Source organism: Nocardia sp. Root136 (assembly GCF_001427185.1).
Lineage (GTDB): Bacteria > Actinomycetota > Actinomycetes > Mycobacteriales > Mycobacteriaceae > Nocardia > Nocardia salmonicida.
Genome location: NZ_LMFE01000001.1, coordinates 45,464 through 62,253, shown reverse-complemented (window position 1 = coordinate 62,253; position 16,790 = coordinate 45,464). Strand labels below are relative to the sequence as shown.

Here is a 16,790-nt window from a genome sequence, read left to right as displayed (position 1 = left end):
GCGCAGGAACTGAATCGAAGGTCACATATGGGAAGCTCCCCACCGGCAAAAGACCATCCAGTCTGCACCTCATGTGTCCACGTGGTCTAGGAACGTCGTCTCATACATCAGAAGTATGGGTAACTTGATCCTGTCATTCAGTGGCGCTGTTCGAGCCCGACGGCGTCTCGTAGTCGATCTGCGGCCGCTCGGAGTTCGGGATCGGTGGACGCGGAGGAATCCAGGAGCGCGGCCAGTGCCTCGGCGATGACATTGAGTTTCTCTTGCGCGGCCTCGCTCGCGCGGCGGCCGGCGTTCTCGAGCAGTACCACCAACAGCAGCGTGAAGACGCTCGCAACGGTGTGAATGGCGACCTGCCACGTTTTGAGGTCCGTCCACCACGGCAAGCTGATCAGCCACGCCGTGACGATTCCGGCGCAGACGAAGAAGAACGGGGCCTGGCTCACCCGCAGCTCTGCCTGCTCGACGAATCGGTCGAAAGGCGAGCGGCGATCACCTCCGCCACGGCTGCGCGCGGCTTCACTGCGGCGGCGCTCCATCATCGAATTCTAGGCCCATCTCACCCCCGTCGCAGCAGGACCGATGTCGCGGTCGGACATTCCTTCATCTGTTCACTTGGACAGATAAAGGGCGTAGTGTTCTGAAAGGTGAACGGCAGCACCGTGGCAATGCATATGAGCGACGGGATCGTCGATGCGCCGACGTCGCTGATCTTCGCGGGGATCGCGGCGGTGGGACTCGGGCTCGCGGGCTGGCGAGCACGGGCTGAACTCGATGAGCGTGCCGCGCCGATGGCCGGGCTGGTGGCCGCGTTCATCTTCGCGGTCCAGATGGTGAACTTCCCGATCCTGCCCGGTGTGAGTGGTCACCTGCTGGGTGGGGCGCTGGCCGCGATTCTGGTCGGGCCCGCTCTCGGGGCATTGTGCGTGGCGGTGGTGCTGGTCGTGCAGGCACTGCTGTTCGCCGACGGCGGGCTGACCGCACTCGGCACCAACATCACGAACATGGCCCTGATCGGCGTCGGCGTGGGATATCTCGTCGCTCGGGCCGGGACAGCGCTGCTGCGCCGGCGGAGCGACACCGGGATGGGTGTCGTGGCGTTCGTCGCCGCTTTCATCGGAACACTGTGTGCCGCTATGGGTTTCGTCGTCGAATACGCAATCGGCGGGGCTGCGGGCTCCACGGTCGGGGCGGTCGCGGGGTTCATGTTCGTCACCCACACGTTGATCGGGGTCGGCGAAGGCATCATCACCGCGATCACCGTGGTGGCGGTGGTGAGCGTACGACCCGATCTGGTCTATGTGCTGCGGGCCGCCGGTCCGGTGTCCGCGACAGCGTCTCCCGCTCGCGTGCGGTTGTCCTTCACCGGTTTCCTGTGGGTGTTCGCCGCGACCTCGGTGTTCGTTGCCGGGGTGCTGTCCTATGCCGCGAGTTCACAGCCCGACGGGCTCGACGCCACCACCCGACGTGGGTGCTCCACGGTCGAGGTGAACGGGGCCGAGGAACTGCATGGTGAGTGCATCGCGCAGAGCGCCGAGGAGCACCGGTTCGTTGGCTCTCCGCTGGCGGACTACGCGATCGACGGCAACAGTGATCTGGCCGGTCCGGCAGGCGTCGTCGGTGTCGGAGCCGCCTTCGCCGTGCTGCTCGCGGTGGCCCGCACAATCCGGATCGGCCGAAACGGATCGCGCCCGGCGGCCCGCACGGGTGACGTCGCGGCGCGGTCGGATACGGAGCGGGAGTAGGTGAGCGCCTCGGTCCACCGGCTGTATCTGGCGGGGAATTCACCGGCGCATCGGACGCCGACCGAGGTGAAGATCGTCTGCGCGGTGGTTACGGTGTTCGCGGTCGTGGCGACGCCACGGGAGTTGTTGTGGCCGTTCGGCTGTTATGCCGTGGGCTTGGTCGCGCTGTGGCTGTGGTGGGGAATCGGGCTGCGCTGGATCGCGCCGCGTCTGCTGATCGAGTTGCCGTTCGTCGTGTTGGCGATCCTGCTGCCCTTCGCCGCCGGGCAACCCCGCACCGAGGTTTTCGGGCTGTCGCTGTCGGTGACCGGCCTCTACGCTGCGTGGGGCATTATCGCGAAAGGCACTATCGGCGTGGGCATCTCACTGACCTTGGCCGCGACGACGAGCGTGCGTGCCTTGCCCGAAGGACTGACGCGGCTGCGCGTTCCCGGCACGATCGTGATGATCGTGGTCCTGATGCTGCGCTATGTCGACGTGCTGGTCGACGAGGCGGCGCGGATGCGGCTGGCACGGATCTCACGCGGCGACGACCCACGCACACTGCGCCAAGCCGGTGCGACCGCACGCGGCGCGGGCACTCTGTTCCTGCGATCCTACGAACGCGGCGAACGAGTTCATCTGGCCATGCTGTCACGCGGATTCGACGGCACCGTGCCCGATGTCGGCACCCCGCCTGCCACCCGCGGGCAATGGCTGCTCGGCTGCCTGCCCGCGGCCGCCGCGATCGCGGTCTGCGCGGGTGCTTGGATGGTGCGGTGACCGAACCGACAACCCCGGCGGTGCGTGTGGTCGACCTGACGTTCGCCTATCCCGACGGGACCGGCGCGCTGAACGGGGTGAACCTGGAGATCGCGCCAGGGGAGCGGGTGGCCGTTCTCGGGCCCAACGGCGCGGGCAAATCCACCCTGATGCTGCATCTGAACGGGGTACTCACCGCCACCTCGGGGGAGGTGCACATCGGCGGGATGCGGCTGGACCGCACCAGTGTTCGCGCCATTCGGCAACGGGTCGGGGTGGTGTTCCAGGACCCCGACGATCAACTGTTCATGCCGACCGTGGAACAGGACGTCGCGTTCGGGCCCGCCAACTTCGGTGTCCGCGGCGACGCCCTGGCCGAACACGTACGGGAGGCGCTGGACGGGGTGGGGATGACGGATCGGGCCGGGCGTTCACCGGCGCACCTGTCGCTCGGCGAACGCCGCCGGGCCGCGCTGGCTACGGTGCTGTCGTGTCGACCGGAGGTCCTCGTCCTCGACGAGCCCGCCGCCAACCTCGATCCGGTGGCCCGCCGCGAACTCGCCGAGATCCTGTTGTCGCTGCCGACCACCATGCTCGTGGTGACCCACGACCTGCCCTACGCGCAACGGATCTGCGAGCGGGCCGTCATCCTCGACGCCGGCGAAGTCGTCGCCGACGGCCCCACCGCCGACATCCTCGGCGATGCCGCGCTGCTCGCCGCGCACCGGCTCAGCTGAGCCGGTGCCGACCATCGCGTGGGTGGGTTGCTCAGGAGTAACCTGAGCGATGGGTTCACCCTCGACGAGCCGAGACTGCGATGCACGAAATGGCGATCACCCAGAGTGTCATCGACGCCGTATGCGAACACGCGGCGGGTGCACAGGTGCACAGCGTGCTCCTGGAGGTGGGCGTGCTGTGCGCGGTCGTTCCGGAGGCGATGCGGTTCTGCTTCGAACTCGCTGCCGAGGACACCCTGGCCGAGGGTGCGCGCCTCGAGATCGACGTGGTACCCGGCCGGGCGGGCTGCCGAAGCTGTGGCGCGGAGTTCACCGTGCTCGAGCCGATCGCACTGTGCGAGTGCGGCAGCGCCGATGTCGAGATCAGAGCCGGGCACGAACTCCGAATCCGCTCGATGGAAGTGAGCCGAGAATGTGCGCAACCTGTGGATGTGGCGACGACGACGCCGCGGTGATCACCCTCCCGCACGAACACGAACACGAACACGAACACGAACCGCACGGCCACAGCCATGGTCACGGCGGCGATCACGTGCACCTGCCGGTGACCGAGACCATCACCCTCGAGCAGAAAGTCCTGGCCAAAAATGACCTGTTGGCCCAGCGCAACCGCGAATGGCTCGCCGCCCGCGACATCCTGGCGCTGAACATGACCAGCTCGCCCGGCGCGGGCAAGACCACGTTGCTCGAACGCACGATCCGCGAGTTCACCGAGGTGCCGATCGCGGTGATCGAGGGCGATCAGGCAACCCTGCTCGATGCCGAGCGGATCGGGGCGACGGGCTGTCGGGTCGTGCAGATCAATACCGGCGCGGGCTGTCATCTCGACGCCGAGATGACCTACCGCGCGCTGGAGTCACTCGATCCCGCACCCGGCACGCTGCTGTTCGTCGAGAACGTCGGCAACCTGGTGTGCCCGGCATTGTTCGACCTCGGTGAACGCGGCAAAGTTGTGGTTATCTCGGTGACCGAGGGCACCGACAAGCCGCTGAAGTATCCGCACATGTTCGCCGCGGCCTCTCTGGTCCTCGTCAACAAGATCGACCTGCTGCCCTATGTCGACTTCGACCTGGACAAATGCCGGGAATACGCGGCGAGGATCAACCCGCACGCGCAGATCCTTCCACTGTCGGTGACCAGCGGTTCCGGCATGGCGCGGTGGTACGACTGGCTCCGTCGGCAGCGATCGGCAACTATTGAGGATCACTCACCGGCGACATAGACTGACGTGATCAGGATCACAGCGTAGGTTCCCGCGAGCCTGCGATCTCGCTTCAGAAAGTGGCGCAGCCCATGCCTACCCAGGAAGCAATCAAAGCAGAACAGGCCCTGATCCATGTGCTGTGGATCAACGCGGGCCTCAGTTGTGACGGTGATTCGGTCGCGCTGACCGCCGCGACGCAGCCCAGTATCGAGGAGATCGCGCTCGGCGCTCTTCCCGGCCTCCCACAGATCGCGGTCCACTGGCCGTTGATCGACTTCGAATGCGGTCCCACCGGCGGCGCCGACGATTTCCTCGAATGGTTCTTCAAAGCCGACCGTGGTGAACTCGAACCGTTCGTGCTCGTGGTGGAAGGTTCCATCCCGAACGAACAGCTCCACGAGGACGGCTACTGGTGCGGTTTCGGCAACGATCCCGCCACCGGACAGCCGATGACGACCAGTGAATGGCTCGATCGGCTGGCCCCGAAGGCCACCGCGGTGGTCGCGGTCGGCACCTGTGCCACCTACGGCGGCATCCACGCCATGGCGGGTAACCCCACCGGCGCGATGGGTGTGCCGGACTACCTCGGCTGGGACTGGAAATCCAAGGCCGGAATCCCGATCGTGTGCGTGCCCGGGTGTCCGGCCCATCCGGACAACATGTCCGAAACGCTGACCTACCTGCTCTACATGGCCACCGGACAGGCCCCGATGATTCCCCTCGACGAGGCGCTGCGCCCGAAATGGCTGTTCGGCGCCACCGTCCACGAAGGCTGTGATCGGGCGGGCTATTATGAGGAAGGCGACTTCGCCGACGAGTACGGCTCCCCGAAATGCATTGTGAAACTGGGATGTTGGGGCCCGGTGGTCAAATGCAACGTCCCCAAGCGGGGCTGGATCAACGGCGTCGGTGGCTGCCCGAACGTGGGCGGCATCTGCATCGGCTGCACCATGCCGGGATTCCCGGACAAATTCATGCCGTTCATGGACGAGCCGCCCGGCGGCAAGATCTCCGCGACGGCATCAGGGCTGTACGGGTCGGTGATCCGCAGTCTGCGCCACATCACCGGACGCACGGTGGACAAGGAGCCGCGTTGGCGGCACAAGGGCGAGAAGCTGGAATCCGGCGCCACCCGCACCTGGTAGGAGGCGATTGGAATGACTGCCATCATCCCCGAGCCGTCACACAAGCGGATCGATCCCGACAGCCTGGTCGAAATGGCCTGGGACCCGATCACCCGCATCGTCGGCAGCCTGGGAATCTATACCAAGATCGATTTCGAGAACCGTGAAGTGGTCGAGTGTCACAGCACCTCGTCCATCTTCCGCGGCTACTCGATCTTCATGCGGGGCAAGGACCCCCGCGACGCGCATTTCATCACCAGCCGCATCTGCGGGATCTGCGGCGACAATCACGCCACCTGTTCCTGCTATGCCCAGAACATGGCCTACGGGGTGAAACCGCCGCACCTGGGCGAGTGGATCGTCAATCTCGGTGAGGCCGCGGAATACATGTTCGACCACAATATCTTCCAGGAGAATCTGGTCGGCGTGGATTTCTGCGAGAAGATGGTCGCCGAGACCAACCCCGGCGTCCTGGCCCAGGCGGAGAAGACCACCGCACCGCATTCGGCCGAGCACGGCTATCGCTCCATCGCCGACATCATGCGCGCGCTCAATCCGTTCACCGGCGAGTTCTACCGGGAAGCGCTGCAGGTCAGCCGCTACACCCGGGAGATGTTCTGCCTGATGGAGGGCAGGCATGTGCACCCGTCGACGCTGTATCCCGGCGGTGTGGGAACCGTCGCGACCATCCAGCTGATGACCGACTACATGACGCGCCTGATGCGCTACGTCGAATTCATGAAGAAGGTCGTGCCGATGCACGACGATCTCTTCGACTTCTTCTACGAGGCGCTGCCGGGCTACGAACAGGTCGGACTGCGGCGCACCCTGCTGGGTTGCTGGGGCTCCTTCCAAGACCCTGAGGTGTGCAATTTCGAGTACAAGGACATGGAGGAGTGGGGTCGGCGGATGTTCGTCACCCCCGGCGTGGTCGTCGACGGAAAACTGGTCACCACGTCCCTGGTCGACATCAATCTCGGTATCCGAATCCTGTTGGGCAGTTCGTATTACGACGACTGGACCGACCAGGAAATGTTCGTGAAGACCGACCCGCTCGGTAATCCGGTCGACCGCCGTCACCCTTGGAACCAGCACACCAACCCCAAGCCACAGAAGCGCGACATGGACGACAAGTACAGCTGGGTGATGTCGCCGCGCTGGTTCGACGGCACCGACCATCTGGCCCTCGACACCGGCGGTGGGCCGCTGGCGCGGCTGTGGTCGACGGCGCTGGCCGGGCTCGTCGACATCGGCTACGTGAAGTCGACCGGGCACAGCGTGCAGATCAACCTGCCCAAGACCGCGTTGAAGGGCCCGGTCAGCTTCGAATGGCAGATTCCCGCGTTCGGCAGCAACACCATCGAACGCAACCGCGCCCGCACCTACTTCCAGGCTTACGCCGCGGCCAGTGCGTTGCACTTCGCGGAGCAGGCGCTCGTGGAGATCCGAGCGGGACGGACCAAGACGTGGGAGCACTTCGAGGTACCCGACGAGGGCATCGGCTGCGGGTTCACCGAGGCGGTGCGCGGGGTCCTGTCCCACCACATGGTGATCAGGGACGGCAAGATCGCGAACTACCACCCGTATCCGCCGACGCCGTGGAATGCCAACCCCCGCGACAGTTTCGGCACGCCGGGACCCTACGAGGACGCGGTGCAGGGCCAACCGATCTTCGAGGAGAACGACCGCGAGCACTTCAAGGGCATCGACATCATGCGTACTGTGCGCAGCTTCGATCCCTGCCTGCCGTGCGGTGTGCACATGTACCTCGGCAACGGCAAGTCCCTGGACAAACTCCACTCGCCGACCCAGACGCTCACCGGGGAGTAACGGTGATGCCGGATCGTCCGGGGGAGCACGACGAGGCGGCGTTCGACCCGGACCGGTGGCGCGGCGCAGGCGACCGGATCGAGACCCTGCTGAACGCGAGTTCGGCGGGTGGCGTCGTCGCTCGCGAGCGTGCCGAGCAACTGGTGCGAGAGGTCGCCGACCTCTACGGTGCCGGGCTGGCGCGCGTCCTGGACCTGGTCGATGGTGGCATCCGTGAGCGACTCGTCGCCGACGATCTGATCGCGAGTCTGCTGCTGGTACACGGCCTGCATCCGCACGACGTGCACACCCGGGTCCGCGCGGCACTCGACAGCGTGCGCCCCTACCTGGGGTCCCACGGTGGTGACGTGGAACTGCTCGGCGTGGCCGACGGCGTCGTGCGCCTCGAACTGTCGGGCAGTTGTCGCACCTGCCCCTCCTCGTCGGTGACCCTGGAACTGGCGGTGGAGGACGCGGTGCGCGCCGCCGCGCCGGAGATCGAGTCGATCGAAGTGGCTGCCGCGCAACCGGAATCGACGGATTCGTTGATCTCCGCCGATTCGTTGTTCGCTCGGGTGCACGCCGACCCCCACCCGGTCGAGTCGCAGCACGGGAGCTGGATAGCGGTTCCGGAACTGGGAGAACTCGGTGCGGGCGAGGTCGGTGGCTTCGTCATCGGTGGGCAGACCGTGCTCGCCTGCCGAGTCGGTGACGATCTGTTCGTCTACCGCGATCACTGTCCCGCCTGCGACAACTCGCTCGCCGGCGCGGTTTTGCATCGCCGGATGGGTTTCCCGGTCGGTGACGCCGTGTTGCGCTGCCCGACCTGCCGGGCGCACTACGACGCCGTCCATGCCGGTGCCAGAGTCGACGGCGAAGGACATCTGGAACCACTGCCGGTGCTGGTACGCGCCGGGGAGCTCTCGGTGGCCGTGCCCGTGGGGGTGGCCGGGTGAGTTCTGGGCTGGGGGTGCTGCGGCGCCTCACCGTCGACCGCAAACCCGCCGTCCCGGCGGGCGAGCGATGTGAGATGTGCGCCGAGGCCATCGCCGAAGAGCATCAGCATGTGGTGAATGTCGAAGGGCGCCAACTGTTGTGCGTGTGCCGGGGCTGCTATCTGCTGTTCACCGACCAGAACGCGGTCCTGCGATACCGCGCCGTGCCCGACCGGTACCTGCGCTTCCCTGACTTCACCATCGGCCACGGCGAATGGGACGCGCTCGAGATCCCGGTGGGCCTGGCGTTCTTCTTCGACAACTCGGCGCTGGGCCGCACCGTCGCGTTCTATCCGGGACCGGCCGGCGCCACCGAATCCGAACTGCCCCTCGACCAATGGCGCACGGTGCTCGAGCGGCACCCGGAGATCGCTGTCGCGGTCCCCGACGTGGAGGCACTGATGATCCGGGTCCCCGAGCGGGGCACCGCCGAGGCAGCCTGCCTGCTGCTGCCCATCGACACCTGCTACGAATTCGTCGGCCGGATGCGGATGCTGTGGCGCGGATTCGACGGCGGTCAGGACGTGCACCGCTATCTCGACGAGTTCTTCGCCGCGGTCTCGGCGCGTGCGCGACCGGGTGGTGTGTGATGTGCCCGGCCTACTCGACGACCTTCGCGGTGCTCGACATCGCGCCGGAGCCCTATGCCGCGACGCCGACGCTGTCGGCCCGGATCGGCATCGCGGTACTCGGTGAGGAACCGGTGCACGCCATCGCCCTGCGCGCGCAGGTGCGGATCGAACCGCACCGCCGCGGCTACACCGACGAGGAGAGCGCGGGCCTGGTCGACCTGTTCGGCCCACGCGAGCGCTGGCGCGACACCCAGCGCTCCTTCCTCTGGATGCACTGCGCCACCATGGTTCCCGGCTTCCACGGCGGCGCGCAAGTTGACCTGCCGATGCCGTGTACCTACGACTTCGAGGTGAGCGGCTCCAAATACCTGCACGCCCTACGCGAGGGGACAGTGCCGCTGATCTTCCTGTTCAGCGGCACTGTCTTCATCCGGGGCTCCACCGGTTTCGCGGTGCAGCAGATTCCGTGGGACCGCGAGGACAAGTTCGAGATGCCGGTCTCGGTCTGGGACGACATGATGGCCACGAACTTCCCGAACTCGGGCTGGGTGCGGCTGCGGCGCGAGACCCTCGACGCGCTCGCCGCGTACAAATCCAGCCACGGGATGCTCGGTTTCGACGACGCGGTACTGCGCCTGCTCGACACTGCCGAGGAGGACCCATGAGCATCGAGCTGACCAGATCGCAGGCCAGGGCACGCGCGGTCGCCGACGCGGTGCTCTACGAGGGCTACCTGCTGTACCCGTACCGGGCCAACTCGCGAAAGAACCAGTCGCGCTGGCAGTTCGGTGTCCTGGGCCCCACCGGGGCGGCCGCGGCCGGACTGGGCGAGGACCCGGAACTGTCGGCCCAATGTCTGCTCGACGCGGATGAGCTCGACGCGGACGCGTCCGCCTCGGTCACGCTGACCGTACGGTTTCTACAGCTGCAGCGTCGGACCGTCGAGGACGCCGGGAACACACCGGTCGCCGAGCTCGTCGCCGACGGCCGATCGTGGATCAGCTGGGACGAGGCGGTCGAGCGCGAACAGGTGATCGGTCCGCTGCCGCTGACCGATTCGACCGCGCGGCTGACGATTCCGGCAGGCACCGACTTCGAGACGATCCCCGGCCCCGACGGCGCACCGGCCGGACGACTGGTCCGACACCGCGCTCACCTCGACGCGGAAGTCCAGCTGACCGTGGACCGTGACGAGCGCTTTCTGCGTCTGAACCTCACCCTCCGCAATACCGGCACCCCCGCGACCGACCAGTATGACGCCATCGCCCGCTCCCTGATCGGCGCGCATATCATCGCCGAAACCGAAGGCGGCCAATGGGTTTCCCTGCTCGAACCGCCACCCGACGCTGAAGCGGCCGTCGCCCGATGCGCCCAGCACCGGTGTTTCCCGGTGCTGGCCGGGCCACCCGGCGACCACAGCATCGTGCTGATCTCGCCCATCATCCTCTACGACCACCCCGAGATCGCCGAGCAGAGCGAGGGACCGCTGTTCGACTCCACCGAGATCGACGAGATCCTCACCCTGCGCGTCATGACCATGACCGACGACGAGAAGGCCCAGGCTCGCGCGACCGACGAGCGGGCGGCGCAGATCATCGACCGTTGCGACGCGATGACACCGGAGGCATTGCAGCAGCTGCACGGTGTCCTGCGGAATCCGCACGCCGAGCAGGCCGCGCTGATCCCCGAGGTGCCCGACGGCGTCGACTGGTGGGACCCGTTGGCCGACAACGCTGTTCGCCCCGATACCGACGCGATCATGGTCGGCGCGGTCCGGGTCCGCAACGGCAGCAGGGTGCGCCTGCATCCGTCTCGGCGCGCCGATGCCCACGATCTGTTCTACGACGGCCGCACCGCCAAGGTCGTCTCGGTGCACGCCGATGTCGACGGGCAATCCCACGTCGGCGTGGTCATCGAGGACGACCCCGCCGCCGAACTGCACGAATGGTATGGCCGGTACCTGTATTTCGCCCCGGAGGAGATCGAACCGCTCGACAGCCAACGAGAATGAGAGAAGAGGTCAATCATGGCCACGATAGGAATGATCGCGGTGGCGCTCGCCGCCGTGGCGGCAGCCGCCGCCGCGGTGCTCGGCGTGCGTTCGATACCGGATGTCCAGCGCTACCTGAAGATGCGCCGGATGTGACATGACGGCGCGGGTGCTCGTTGCGGGGATCGGCAACATCTTCCTCGGCGACGACGGCTTCGGGCCCGAAGTGGTGCGGCGACTACCGCCGCACGGCGAGACCGTGCGCGTGGTCGACTACGGCATCCGCGGCATGCACCTGGCCTACGACCTGCTCGATCCGTGGGATGCGCTGGTACTCGTCGACGCCGTCCCCGACCGCGGCGCGCCCGGCACCCTCGCGGTCTTCCACGCCGAACCCGACCCAGCGGGCGCGGCGCAGCTCGACGCGCACGCCATGAACCCCGACGCGGTGTTCGCGAGCGTCCGCGCGCTGGGCGGAACCCTGCCACCGACCGTCGTCGTCGGCTGCCAGGTCGACTCGGTGGAGGAGGGCATCGGCCTGTCCGATCCGGTAGGTGCCGCGGTCGATCCTGCTGTCGAGGCGGTGATAGCGGTCCTCGCGCGACTGGTCGCCGATCCGCACGAGTCGATCGCGGACCCGCCTGAGCCGGTCACCGACTCGCACGGGCCTGTCGCGCCGTCGAACCGATCGGAGGGGTGAACCATGTGCCTCGGCATCCCCGGGCAGGTCGTGGAGATCCTCGACGGCTACCACGGTCAACTCGCCCTGGTGACGGTCTCCGGCGAGGACCGGAAGGTGAACATCGGCCTGCTGGAGCAGGATCCGGTCCGTCCCGGCGACTGGGTGATCATCCACATGGGCCTGGCCGTGGAGAAGACCGACGAAGCCGGGGCGGCCACCGCGCTGGCCGGGCTGAACCTGCTCGGACGAGGTGAACAGCCATGACCGCCGGCCGGCAACGCCGCCGCCTCGTGGTCCGCGGCGTGGTTCAGGGCGTCGGCTTCCGGCCCTTCGTCTACACCACCGCCGCCGAGCTGTCCCTGTCCGGGTCGGTGGCCAACGACAGCTCTGGCGTGATAATCGAAATCGAAGGCGCCCCTGCCGATCTGGACGAGTTCGCGCGACGCCTGCGCGAGCACCCACCGCCGCTGGCCGTCGTCGAATCGGTCGAGCAGACCCCCGTCGCGCTGCACGGCGGCACCGGATTCCGCATCGCCGACACCACCCGCGACGGCGGCGGCCGCACCCTGGCCTCACCCGATGTCGCGATCTGCGCCGACTGCGCCACCGAACTCGCCGATCCCACCGACCGCCGCTACCGCCACCCCTTCATCAACTGCACCAACTGCGGTCCCCGGTTCACCATCATCGCCGAACTGCCCTACGACCGATCCCGCACGTCGATGGCCGACTTCCCGATGTGCGACCGCTGCGCCGCCGAATACACCGACTCCACCGACCGCCGCTTCCACGCCCAGCCCATCGCCTGCCCGGACTGCGGCCCCCGTCTCGGTTACCTCGGCCCCGCCGGCTCGCCGGCCGGTACCCATGGCACCGCGCACCCCACCACCGGGCCTGATGAGCCACTGGACTCGGCGCGAAACCTGTTGCGCGACGGCGGGATTCTCGCGGTCAAAGGCATCGGTGGTTACCACCTCGCCTGTGATGCCACGAACGAGCGTGCCGTGGCCACCTTGCGGGGTCGAAAGCGGCGCGGCGACAAGCCTTTCGCCGTCATGGTTCCCGACCTCGCCACCGCCCGTGCGATCGCGGAGGTCGACGACACCGCCGCGGTGCTACTCACCGGCCCCCAACGCCCCATCGTCCTGCTCGCCCGCAGGCCACTTCCCGCCACGGCGGCGTCCGACGCCGACTCGCGAGTCGTGTGCGACCGCGACCCCATCGACCTGGCGCCTTCGGTCGCGCCCCGCAACCCCGACCTGGGCGTCATGCTCGCCTATACACCGCTGCACCTGCTGCTGTTCGGCTTGTCGGGCGACCGGCCCGCCCCGCGGGTGCTCGTGATGACCTCCGGCAATCTCGGCGGCGAACCGATCTGCTTCGACGACTCCGATGCCCGCACCCGGCTCGCCGAACTCGCCGACGGCTGGCTGTCGCACGACCGCCGCATCCTCACCCCCTGCGACGACTCGGTGGTGCGTGTCGTCGACGGCATCGAACTACCCCTGCGCCGCTCGCGCGGCTATGCACCCCTCCCGCTGACCCTGCCCGTCCCGGTACCGCCGATGCTCGCTGTCGGCGCGGACATGAAGAACACCTGCGCGGTCGGCGAAGGCCGCTATGCCTGGCTCAGCCAGCACATCGGCGACATGGACGACCTGGCCACCCTGCGCGCCTTCGACTCCGCCGCCGAGCACCTCGCGGAACTGACCGGGGTCCGACCCACCCAGCTCGTCGCCGACGCGCACCCGCGCTACCGATCCACCACCTGGGCGCGCACCCACGCCGCAGGCCGTCCGGTGCACACCGTGCAGCATCATCACGCCCACATCGCCGCGGTCATGGGCGAACACGGACTCGGCGCCTCGGACACCGTCACCGGGATCGCGTTCGATGGCACCGGATTCGGGCCCGACGGCGCCATCTGGGGCGGTGAAGTCCTGGCCGCCGGCTACAAGGGCTACCGGCGGCTCGCGCACCTGCAGTACGTGCCGCTCGCGGGTGGGGATGTCAGCGTGCACCGGCCCTACCGGATGGCGCTGGCGCATCTGTGGTCGGCGGGACTGGACTGGTCGGACACGATCGCCTCGGTCGCTGCCTGCCCCGACGACGAACGAGCGGTGCTGGCACACCAATTCGGCTCCGGCTTCGGGTGCACCCCGACGTCGAGCATGGGACGGCTCTTCGACGCCGTGTCCTCGCTGGCCGGGGTCCGCCACATCGTCGACTACGAAGCCCAGGCCGCGATCGAACTCGAGGCCCTCGCGCGCGCCGCCGACCCCGGCTCGCGCAGCTACCGGTTCGGCCTCGACCACACCGCCGACCCGGCGGTGATCGACCCGGCCCCGGTCGTGGCCGCCGTGGTCACCGACGCCGATCACGGCGTCCCGGCCGCCGTGATCGCCGCGCGTTTCCACCACGCCGTGGCGGCGCTGGTCCTGGACCTGGCTCTGGATTTCGCACCGCGCCCGACGACCGTCGCGCTCTCGGGTGGGGTGTTCCAGAACGCGTTGCTGCTCTCGGCGGCACGCACCACGCTGCGCGACAACGGATTCCACGTCATCACTCATCGCCGACTGCCGCCCAACGACGGTGGTCTCGCGTTCGGACAACTACTCGCCGCCGGTGCGGGTTGAGCGAAAGGAGAGCAGCGATGTGCCTGGCAGTCCCGGGAAAGGTGCTCAGCCTGCACGAACGCGACGGCACCATGATGTCGGTCGTCGACTTCGGCGGCGTGCACAAAGACGTGTGCCTGGAATACATTCCGGACGCGGCGATCGGCGACTACGTCGTGGTCCACGTCGGCTTCGCCATCCAGCGCCTCGACGAGGAATCGGCGTTGCGCACACTGGCCGAATTCGAGCACCTCGGTGTGCTCAACGAGGAGTTCGGCGACGGGTTCGCCCTCGCCGCCAAACAATCCGGGCTCCCCGATCCCACGGCGGAACCGGCAGCGACCGACTCCGGCGACGACACGGAGGTGACGTCATGAAGTATCTCGACGAATTCAGCGATCCCGACCTGGCGAAGAAGCTGCTCGACCAGATCCGCGCGACCACCTCCCAGCGGTGGGCCATCATGGAAGTCTGTGGCGGACAGACCCATTCGATCATCCGCCACGGCATCGACCAACTGCTGCCCGACGAGATCGAGATGATCCACGGCCCCGGCTGCCCCGTGTGCGTCACCCCGCTCGAGGTGATCGACAAGGCGCTCGAGATCGCCGCGCAGCCCGGGGTGATCTTCTGCTCCTTCGGCGACATGCTCCGGGTACCGGGTAGCGAACGCGACCTGTTCCGGGTCAAGAGCGAAGGCGGTGATGTGCGAGTGGTGTACTCACCACTGGACGCGCTCACCATCGCCAGACAGAACCCCGATCGGCAGGTGGTGTTCTTCGGCATCGGCTTCGAGACCACCGCACCGGCCAACGCGATGACTGTCTATCAGGCCAAAAAGCTGGGCATCGAGAACTTCTCGCTGTTGGTCTCGCACGTGCTCGTCCCACCTGCCATCGCCGCGATCATGGAATCGCCGAAGTGCCGGGTCCAGGGCTTCCTGGCCGCCGGGCACGTCTGCAGTGTCATGGGCACCGAGGAGTACCCGCCGCTGGCCGACAAGTACGGAGTGCCGATGGTGGTCACCGGCTTCGAGCCACTCGACATCCTGGAAGGCATCCGGCGCACCGTGACTCAGCTCGAGGACGGCAGACACCAGCTCGAGAACGCCTATCCCCGTGCGGTCCGCGCCGAAGGAAACCTCGCCGCGAAGACGATGCTCACCGACGTCTTCGAGGTCACCGACCGTGCCTGGCGCGGCATCGGCGTGATCCCCGACAGCGGCTGGCGTCTCTCGGAACGCTACCGCGCCTACGACGCCGAGCACCGGTTCGCGGTCACCGACCTGCACACCGAGGAATCCTCGATCTGCCGCTCCGGCGAGGTACTGCAGGGACTGATCAAGCCGCACGAATGCGCCGCTTTCGGCAAGCAGTGCACACCGCGAAACCCGTTGGGGGCCACCATGGTCTCCTCCGAAGGCGCCTGCGCGGCGTACTACCTGTACCGGCGCCTCGACCTGCCCTCGGAGGTGGCTCATGCGTGAGGACAACGTGGCGGCCGGAGTCGACATGGACAGCTGGGTGTGCCCGATGCCGCTGCGCGACTCACCGACCATCGTGATGGGCCACGGTGGCGGGGGAGCGATGTCGGGCGAACTGATCGAGCACCTGTTCCTGCCCGCGTTCGGCTCCGCGGCCGAAGCGGGCATGGGCGATTCGGCGGTGCTCGCCGTGGGTGGGGTGCGGTTGGCCTTCTCGACCGACTCCTTCGTCGTCAAACCCCTGGCTTTCCCCGGCGGGTCGATCGGGGACCTGGCCGTCAACGGCACCGTCAACGACCTGTCCATGGCGGGCGCGCGGCCGATGGTGCTGTCCACGGCGTTCATCCTCGAAGAAGGCACCGCACTCGCCGAGATCGCCCGGGTCGCCGAGGCTGTCGGCACCGCCGCCCTCGCGGCAGGGGTCAAGCTGGTCACCGGCGACACCAAGGTAGTCGACTCCGGCCACGGCGACGGCATCTTCATCAACACCGCGGGCATCGGCATCATCGACGACGGCATCGACATCCGCCCGCAGCGTGCCCGCCCCGGCGACGTCGTCCTCGTCAGCGGTGACATCGGGGTGCACGGCGTCGCGGTGATGAGCTGCCGTGAAGGTCTCGAATTCGGCACCACGGTCTGTAGCGACACCGCCCCGCTCAACGGTCTGGTCGCCGCGATGCTGGCCACCGGCGCCGATGTGCACGTGCTGCGTGACCCGACCCGCGGTGGGGTCGCGGCCACGCTCAACGAGATCGCCGGCGTCGCGAAAGTCGGTGTGGCACTGGATGAAAGGAAGCTTCCGGTGCCCGATGCGGTCCGCGATGCGTGTGGGTTGCTCGGGCTCGATCCGATGTATGTCGCCAACGAGGGCAAGCTGGTCGCCTTCGTCGCCCCCGAGGACGCCGACCGGGTGCTCGCGGCGATGCGGGCTCATCCGCTGGGCGCTCGGGCCGAAGCCATCGGCGTGTGCGTCGAGGAGCATCCGGGCATGGTGGTCGCTCGCACCGCCCTCGGCGGCACCCGGGTGGTGGATCTGCCCGCCGGAGAACAACTGCCACGGATCTGCTGACAGGAGGCGCGATCATCGACGGGA

The 16,790-nt window shown here is 67.6% G+C and carries 19 protein-coding genes and 1 pseudogene; 19 read left to right on the top strand and 1 reads right to left on the bottom strand.

From position 1 onward, the window contains the following. Window positions 1-137 precede the first annotated feature (137 nt). Window positions 138-539 carry a low affinity iron permease family protein gene (locus ASD42_RS00305; RefSeq protein ID WP_056808993.1) on the bottom strand — a complete coding sequence of 134 codons (402 nt, stop codon included), beginning with the start codon at window positions 537-539 and terminating at the stop codon, window positions 138-140. Window positions 540-647: 108 nt separating this feature from the next. On the opposite strand from ASD42_RS00305, the pseudogene ASD42_RS34820 reads away from it, so the two are divergent. The 19 genes and pseudogenes from ASD42_RS34820 to hypE form a co-directional block, all read left to right on the top strand. Then, window positions 648-1,325 (top strand): annotated as a pseudogene (locus tag ASD42_RS34820) (energy-coupling factor ABC transporter permease); the annotation flags it as partial. Continuing rightward, on the top strand, window positions 1,302-1,745 hold the full coding sequence (locus ASD42_RS35040) for a PDGLE domain-containing protein (protein ID WP_235569407.1): 444 nt from the start codon (window positions 1,302-1,304) through the stop codon (window positions 1,743-1,745). The pseudogene ASD42_RS34820 and the gene ASD42_RS35040, both read left to right, overlap by 24 nt. Continuing rightward, window positions 1,746-2,507: a cobalt ECF transporter T component CbiQ gene (cbiQ, locus tag ASD42_RS00295; RefSeq protein WP_056808991.1), complete on the top strand. Its 762-nt coding sequence runs from the start codon at window positions 1,746-1,748 to the stop codon at window positions 2,505-2,507. Further along, a complete protein-coding gene (locus ASD42_RS00290; RefSeq protein ID WP_056808989.1) occupies window positions 2,504-3,223 on the top strand; it encodes an energy-coupling factor ABC transporter ATP-binding protein in 720 nt (239 codons plus the stop codon). The genes cbiQ and ASD42_RS00290 overlap by 4 nt, the downstream gene beginning before the upstream one ends. An 80-nt stretch (window positions 3,224-3,303) precedes the next feature. Next, window positions 3,304-3,678, top strand: coding sequence for a hydrogenase maturation nickel metallochaperone HypA/HybF (locus ASD42_RS00285; protein ID WP_056808987.1), 375 nt, complete (start codon window positions 3,304-3,306; stop codon window positions 3,676-3,678). Further along, window positions 3,636-4,445 carry a hydrogenase nickel incorporation protein HypB gene (hypB, locus tag ASD42_RS00280; RefSeq protein ID WP_056808985.1) on the top strand — a complete coding sequence of 270 codons (810 nt, stop codon included), beginning with the start codon at window positions 3,636-3,638 and terminating at the stop codon, window positions 4,443-4,445. The genes ASD42_RS00285 and hypB overlap by 43 nt, the downstream gene beginning before the upstream one ends. 71 nt (window positions 4,446-4,516) lie before the next feature. Beyond that, window positions 4,517-5,572: a hydrogenase expression protein HypE gene (locus ASD42_RS00275; RefSeq protein WP_056808983.1), complete on the top strand. Its 1,056-nt coding sequence runs from the start codon at window positions 4,517-4,519 to the stop codon at window positions 5,570-5,572. 12 nt (window positions 5,573-5,584) lie between these two features. After that, window positions 5,585-7,381, top strand: a complete 1,797-nt coding sequence (locus ASD42_RS00270) for a nickel-dependent hydrogenase large subunit (protein WP_056808981.1) — start codon at window positions 5,585-5,587, stop codon at window positions 7,379-7,381. Between the two features lie 5 nt (window positions 7,382-7,386). Beyond that, window positions 7,387-8,316 (top strand): NifU family protein, encoded by a 930-nt coding sequence (locus tag ASD42_RS00265; RefSeq protein WP_056815044.1) that lies wholly within the window; start codon window positions 7,387-7,389, stop codon window positions 8,314-8,316. Then, entirely contained in the window at window positions 8,313-8,945 is a 633-nt protein-coding gene (locus ASD42_RS00260) for a DUF5947 family protein (RefSeq protein WP_174551923.1), read from the top strand. Before ASD42_RS00265 ends, ASD42_RS00260 begins: the two co-directional genes overlap by 4 nt. Continuing rightward, window positions 8,945-9,592, top strand: a complete 648-nt coding sequence (locus ASD42_RS00255) for a DUF6084 family protein (protein WP_056815040.1) — start codon at window positions 8,945-8,947, stop codon at window positions 9,590-9,592. The genes ASD42_RS00260 and ASD42_RS00255 overlap by 1 nt, the downstream gene beginning before the upstream one ends. Continuing rightward, entirely contained in the window at window positions 9,589-10,938 is a 1,350-nt protein-coding gene (locus ASD42_RS00250) for a hypothetical protein (RefSeq protein ID WP_056808979.1), read from the top strand. Before ASD42_RS00255 ends, ASD42_RS00250 begins: the two co-directional genes overlap by 4 nt. A 15-nt stretch (window positions 10,939-10,953) precedes the next feature. After that, a complete protein-coding gene (locus tag ASD42_RS35775) occupies window positions 10,954-11,073 on the top strand; it encodes a DUF6893 family small protein (RefSeq protein WP_371852078.1) in 120 nt (39 codons plus the stop codon). A gap of 1 nt (window position 11,074) precedes the next feature. Next, entirely contained in the window at window positions 11,075-11,617 is a 543-nt protein-coding gene (locus ASD42_RS00245; protein ID WP_056808977.1) for a hydrogenase maturation protease, read from the top strand. A 3-nt stretch (window positions 11,618-11,620) separates the two neighbouring features. Next, window positions 11,621-11,863 carry a HypC/HybG/HupF family hydrogenase formation chaperone gene (locus ASD42_RS00240; protein WP_056808975.1) on the top strand — a complete coding sequence of 81 codons (243 nt, stop codon included), beginning with the start codon at window positions 11,621-11,623 and terminating at the stop codon, window positions 11,861-11,863. Then, window positions 11,860-14,235 (top strand): carbamoyltransferase HypF, encoded by a 2,376-nt coding sequence (gene hypF, locus ASD42_RS00235; protein ID WP_056808973.1) that lies wholly within the window; start codon window positions 11,860-11,862, stop codon window positions 14,233-14,235. The genes ASD42_RS00240 and hypF overlap by 4 nt, the downstream gene beginning before the upstream one ends. A 17-nt stretch (window positions 14,236-14,252) precedes the next feature. Then, entirely contained in the window at window positions 14,253-14,591 is a 339-nt protein-coding gene (locus tag ASD42_RS00230) for a HypC/HybG/HupF family hydrogenase formation chaperone (RefSeq protein WP_056808971.1), read from the top strand. Beyond that, complete coding sequence (hypD, locus tag ASD42_RS00225; protein WP_056808969.1) at window positions 14,588-15,700, top strand: hydrogenase formation protein HypD; 1,113 nt, start codon at window positions 14,588-14,590, stop codon at window positions 15,698-15,700. Before ASD42_RS00230 ends, hypD begins: the two co-directional genes overlap by 4 nt. Beyond that, window positions 15,693-16,766, top strand: coding sequence for a hydrogenase expression/formation protein HypE (hypE, locus tag ASD42_RS00220; protein WP_056808967.1), 1,074 nt, complete (start codon window positions 15,693-15,695; stop codon window positions 16,764-16,766). The genes hypD and hypE overlap by 8 nt, the downstream gene beginning before the upstream one ends. Window positions 16,767-16,790 lie beyond the last annotated feature (24 nt).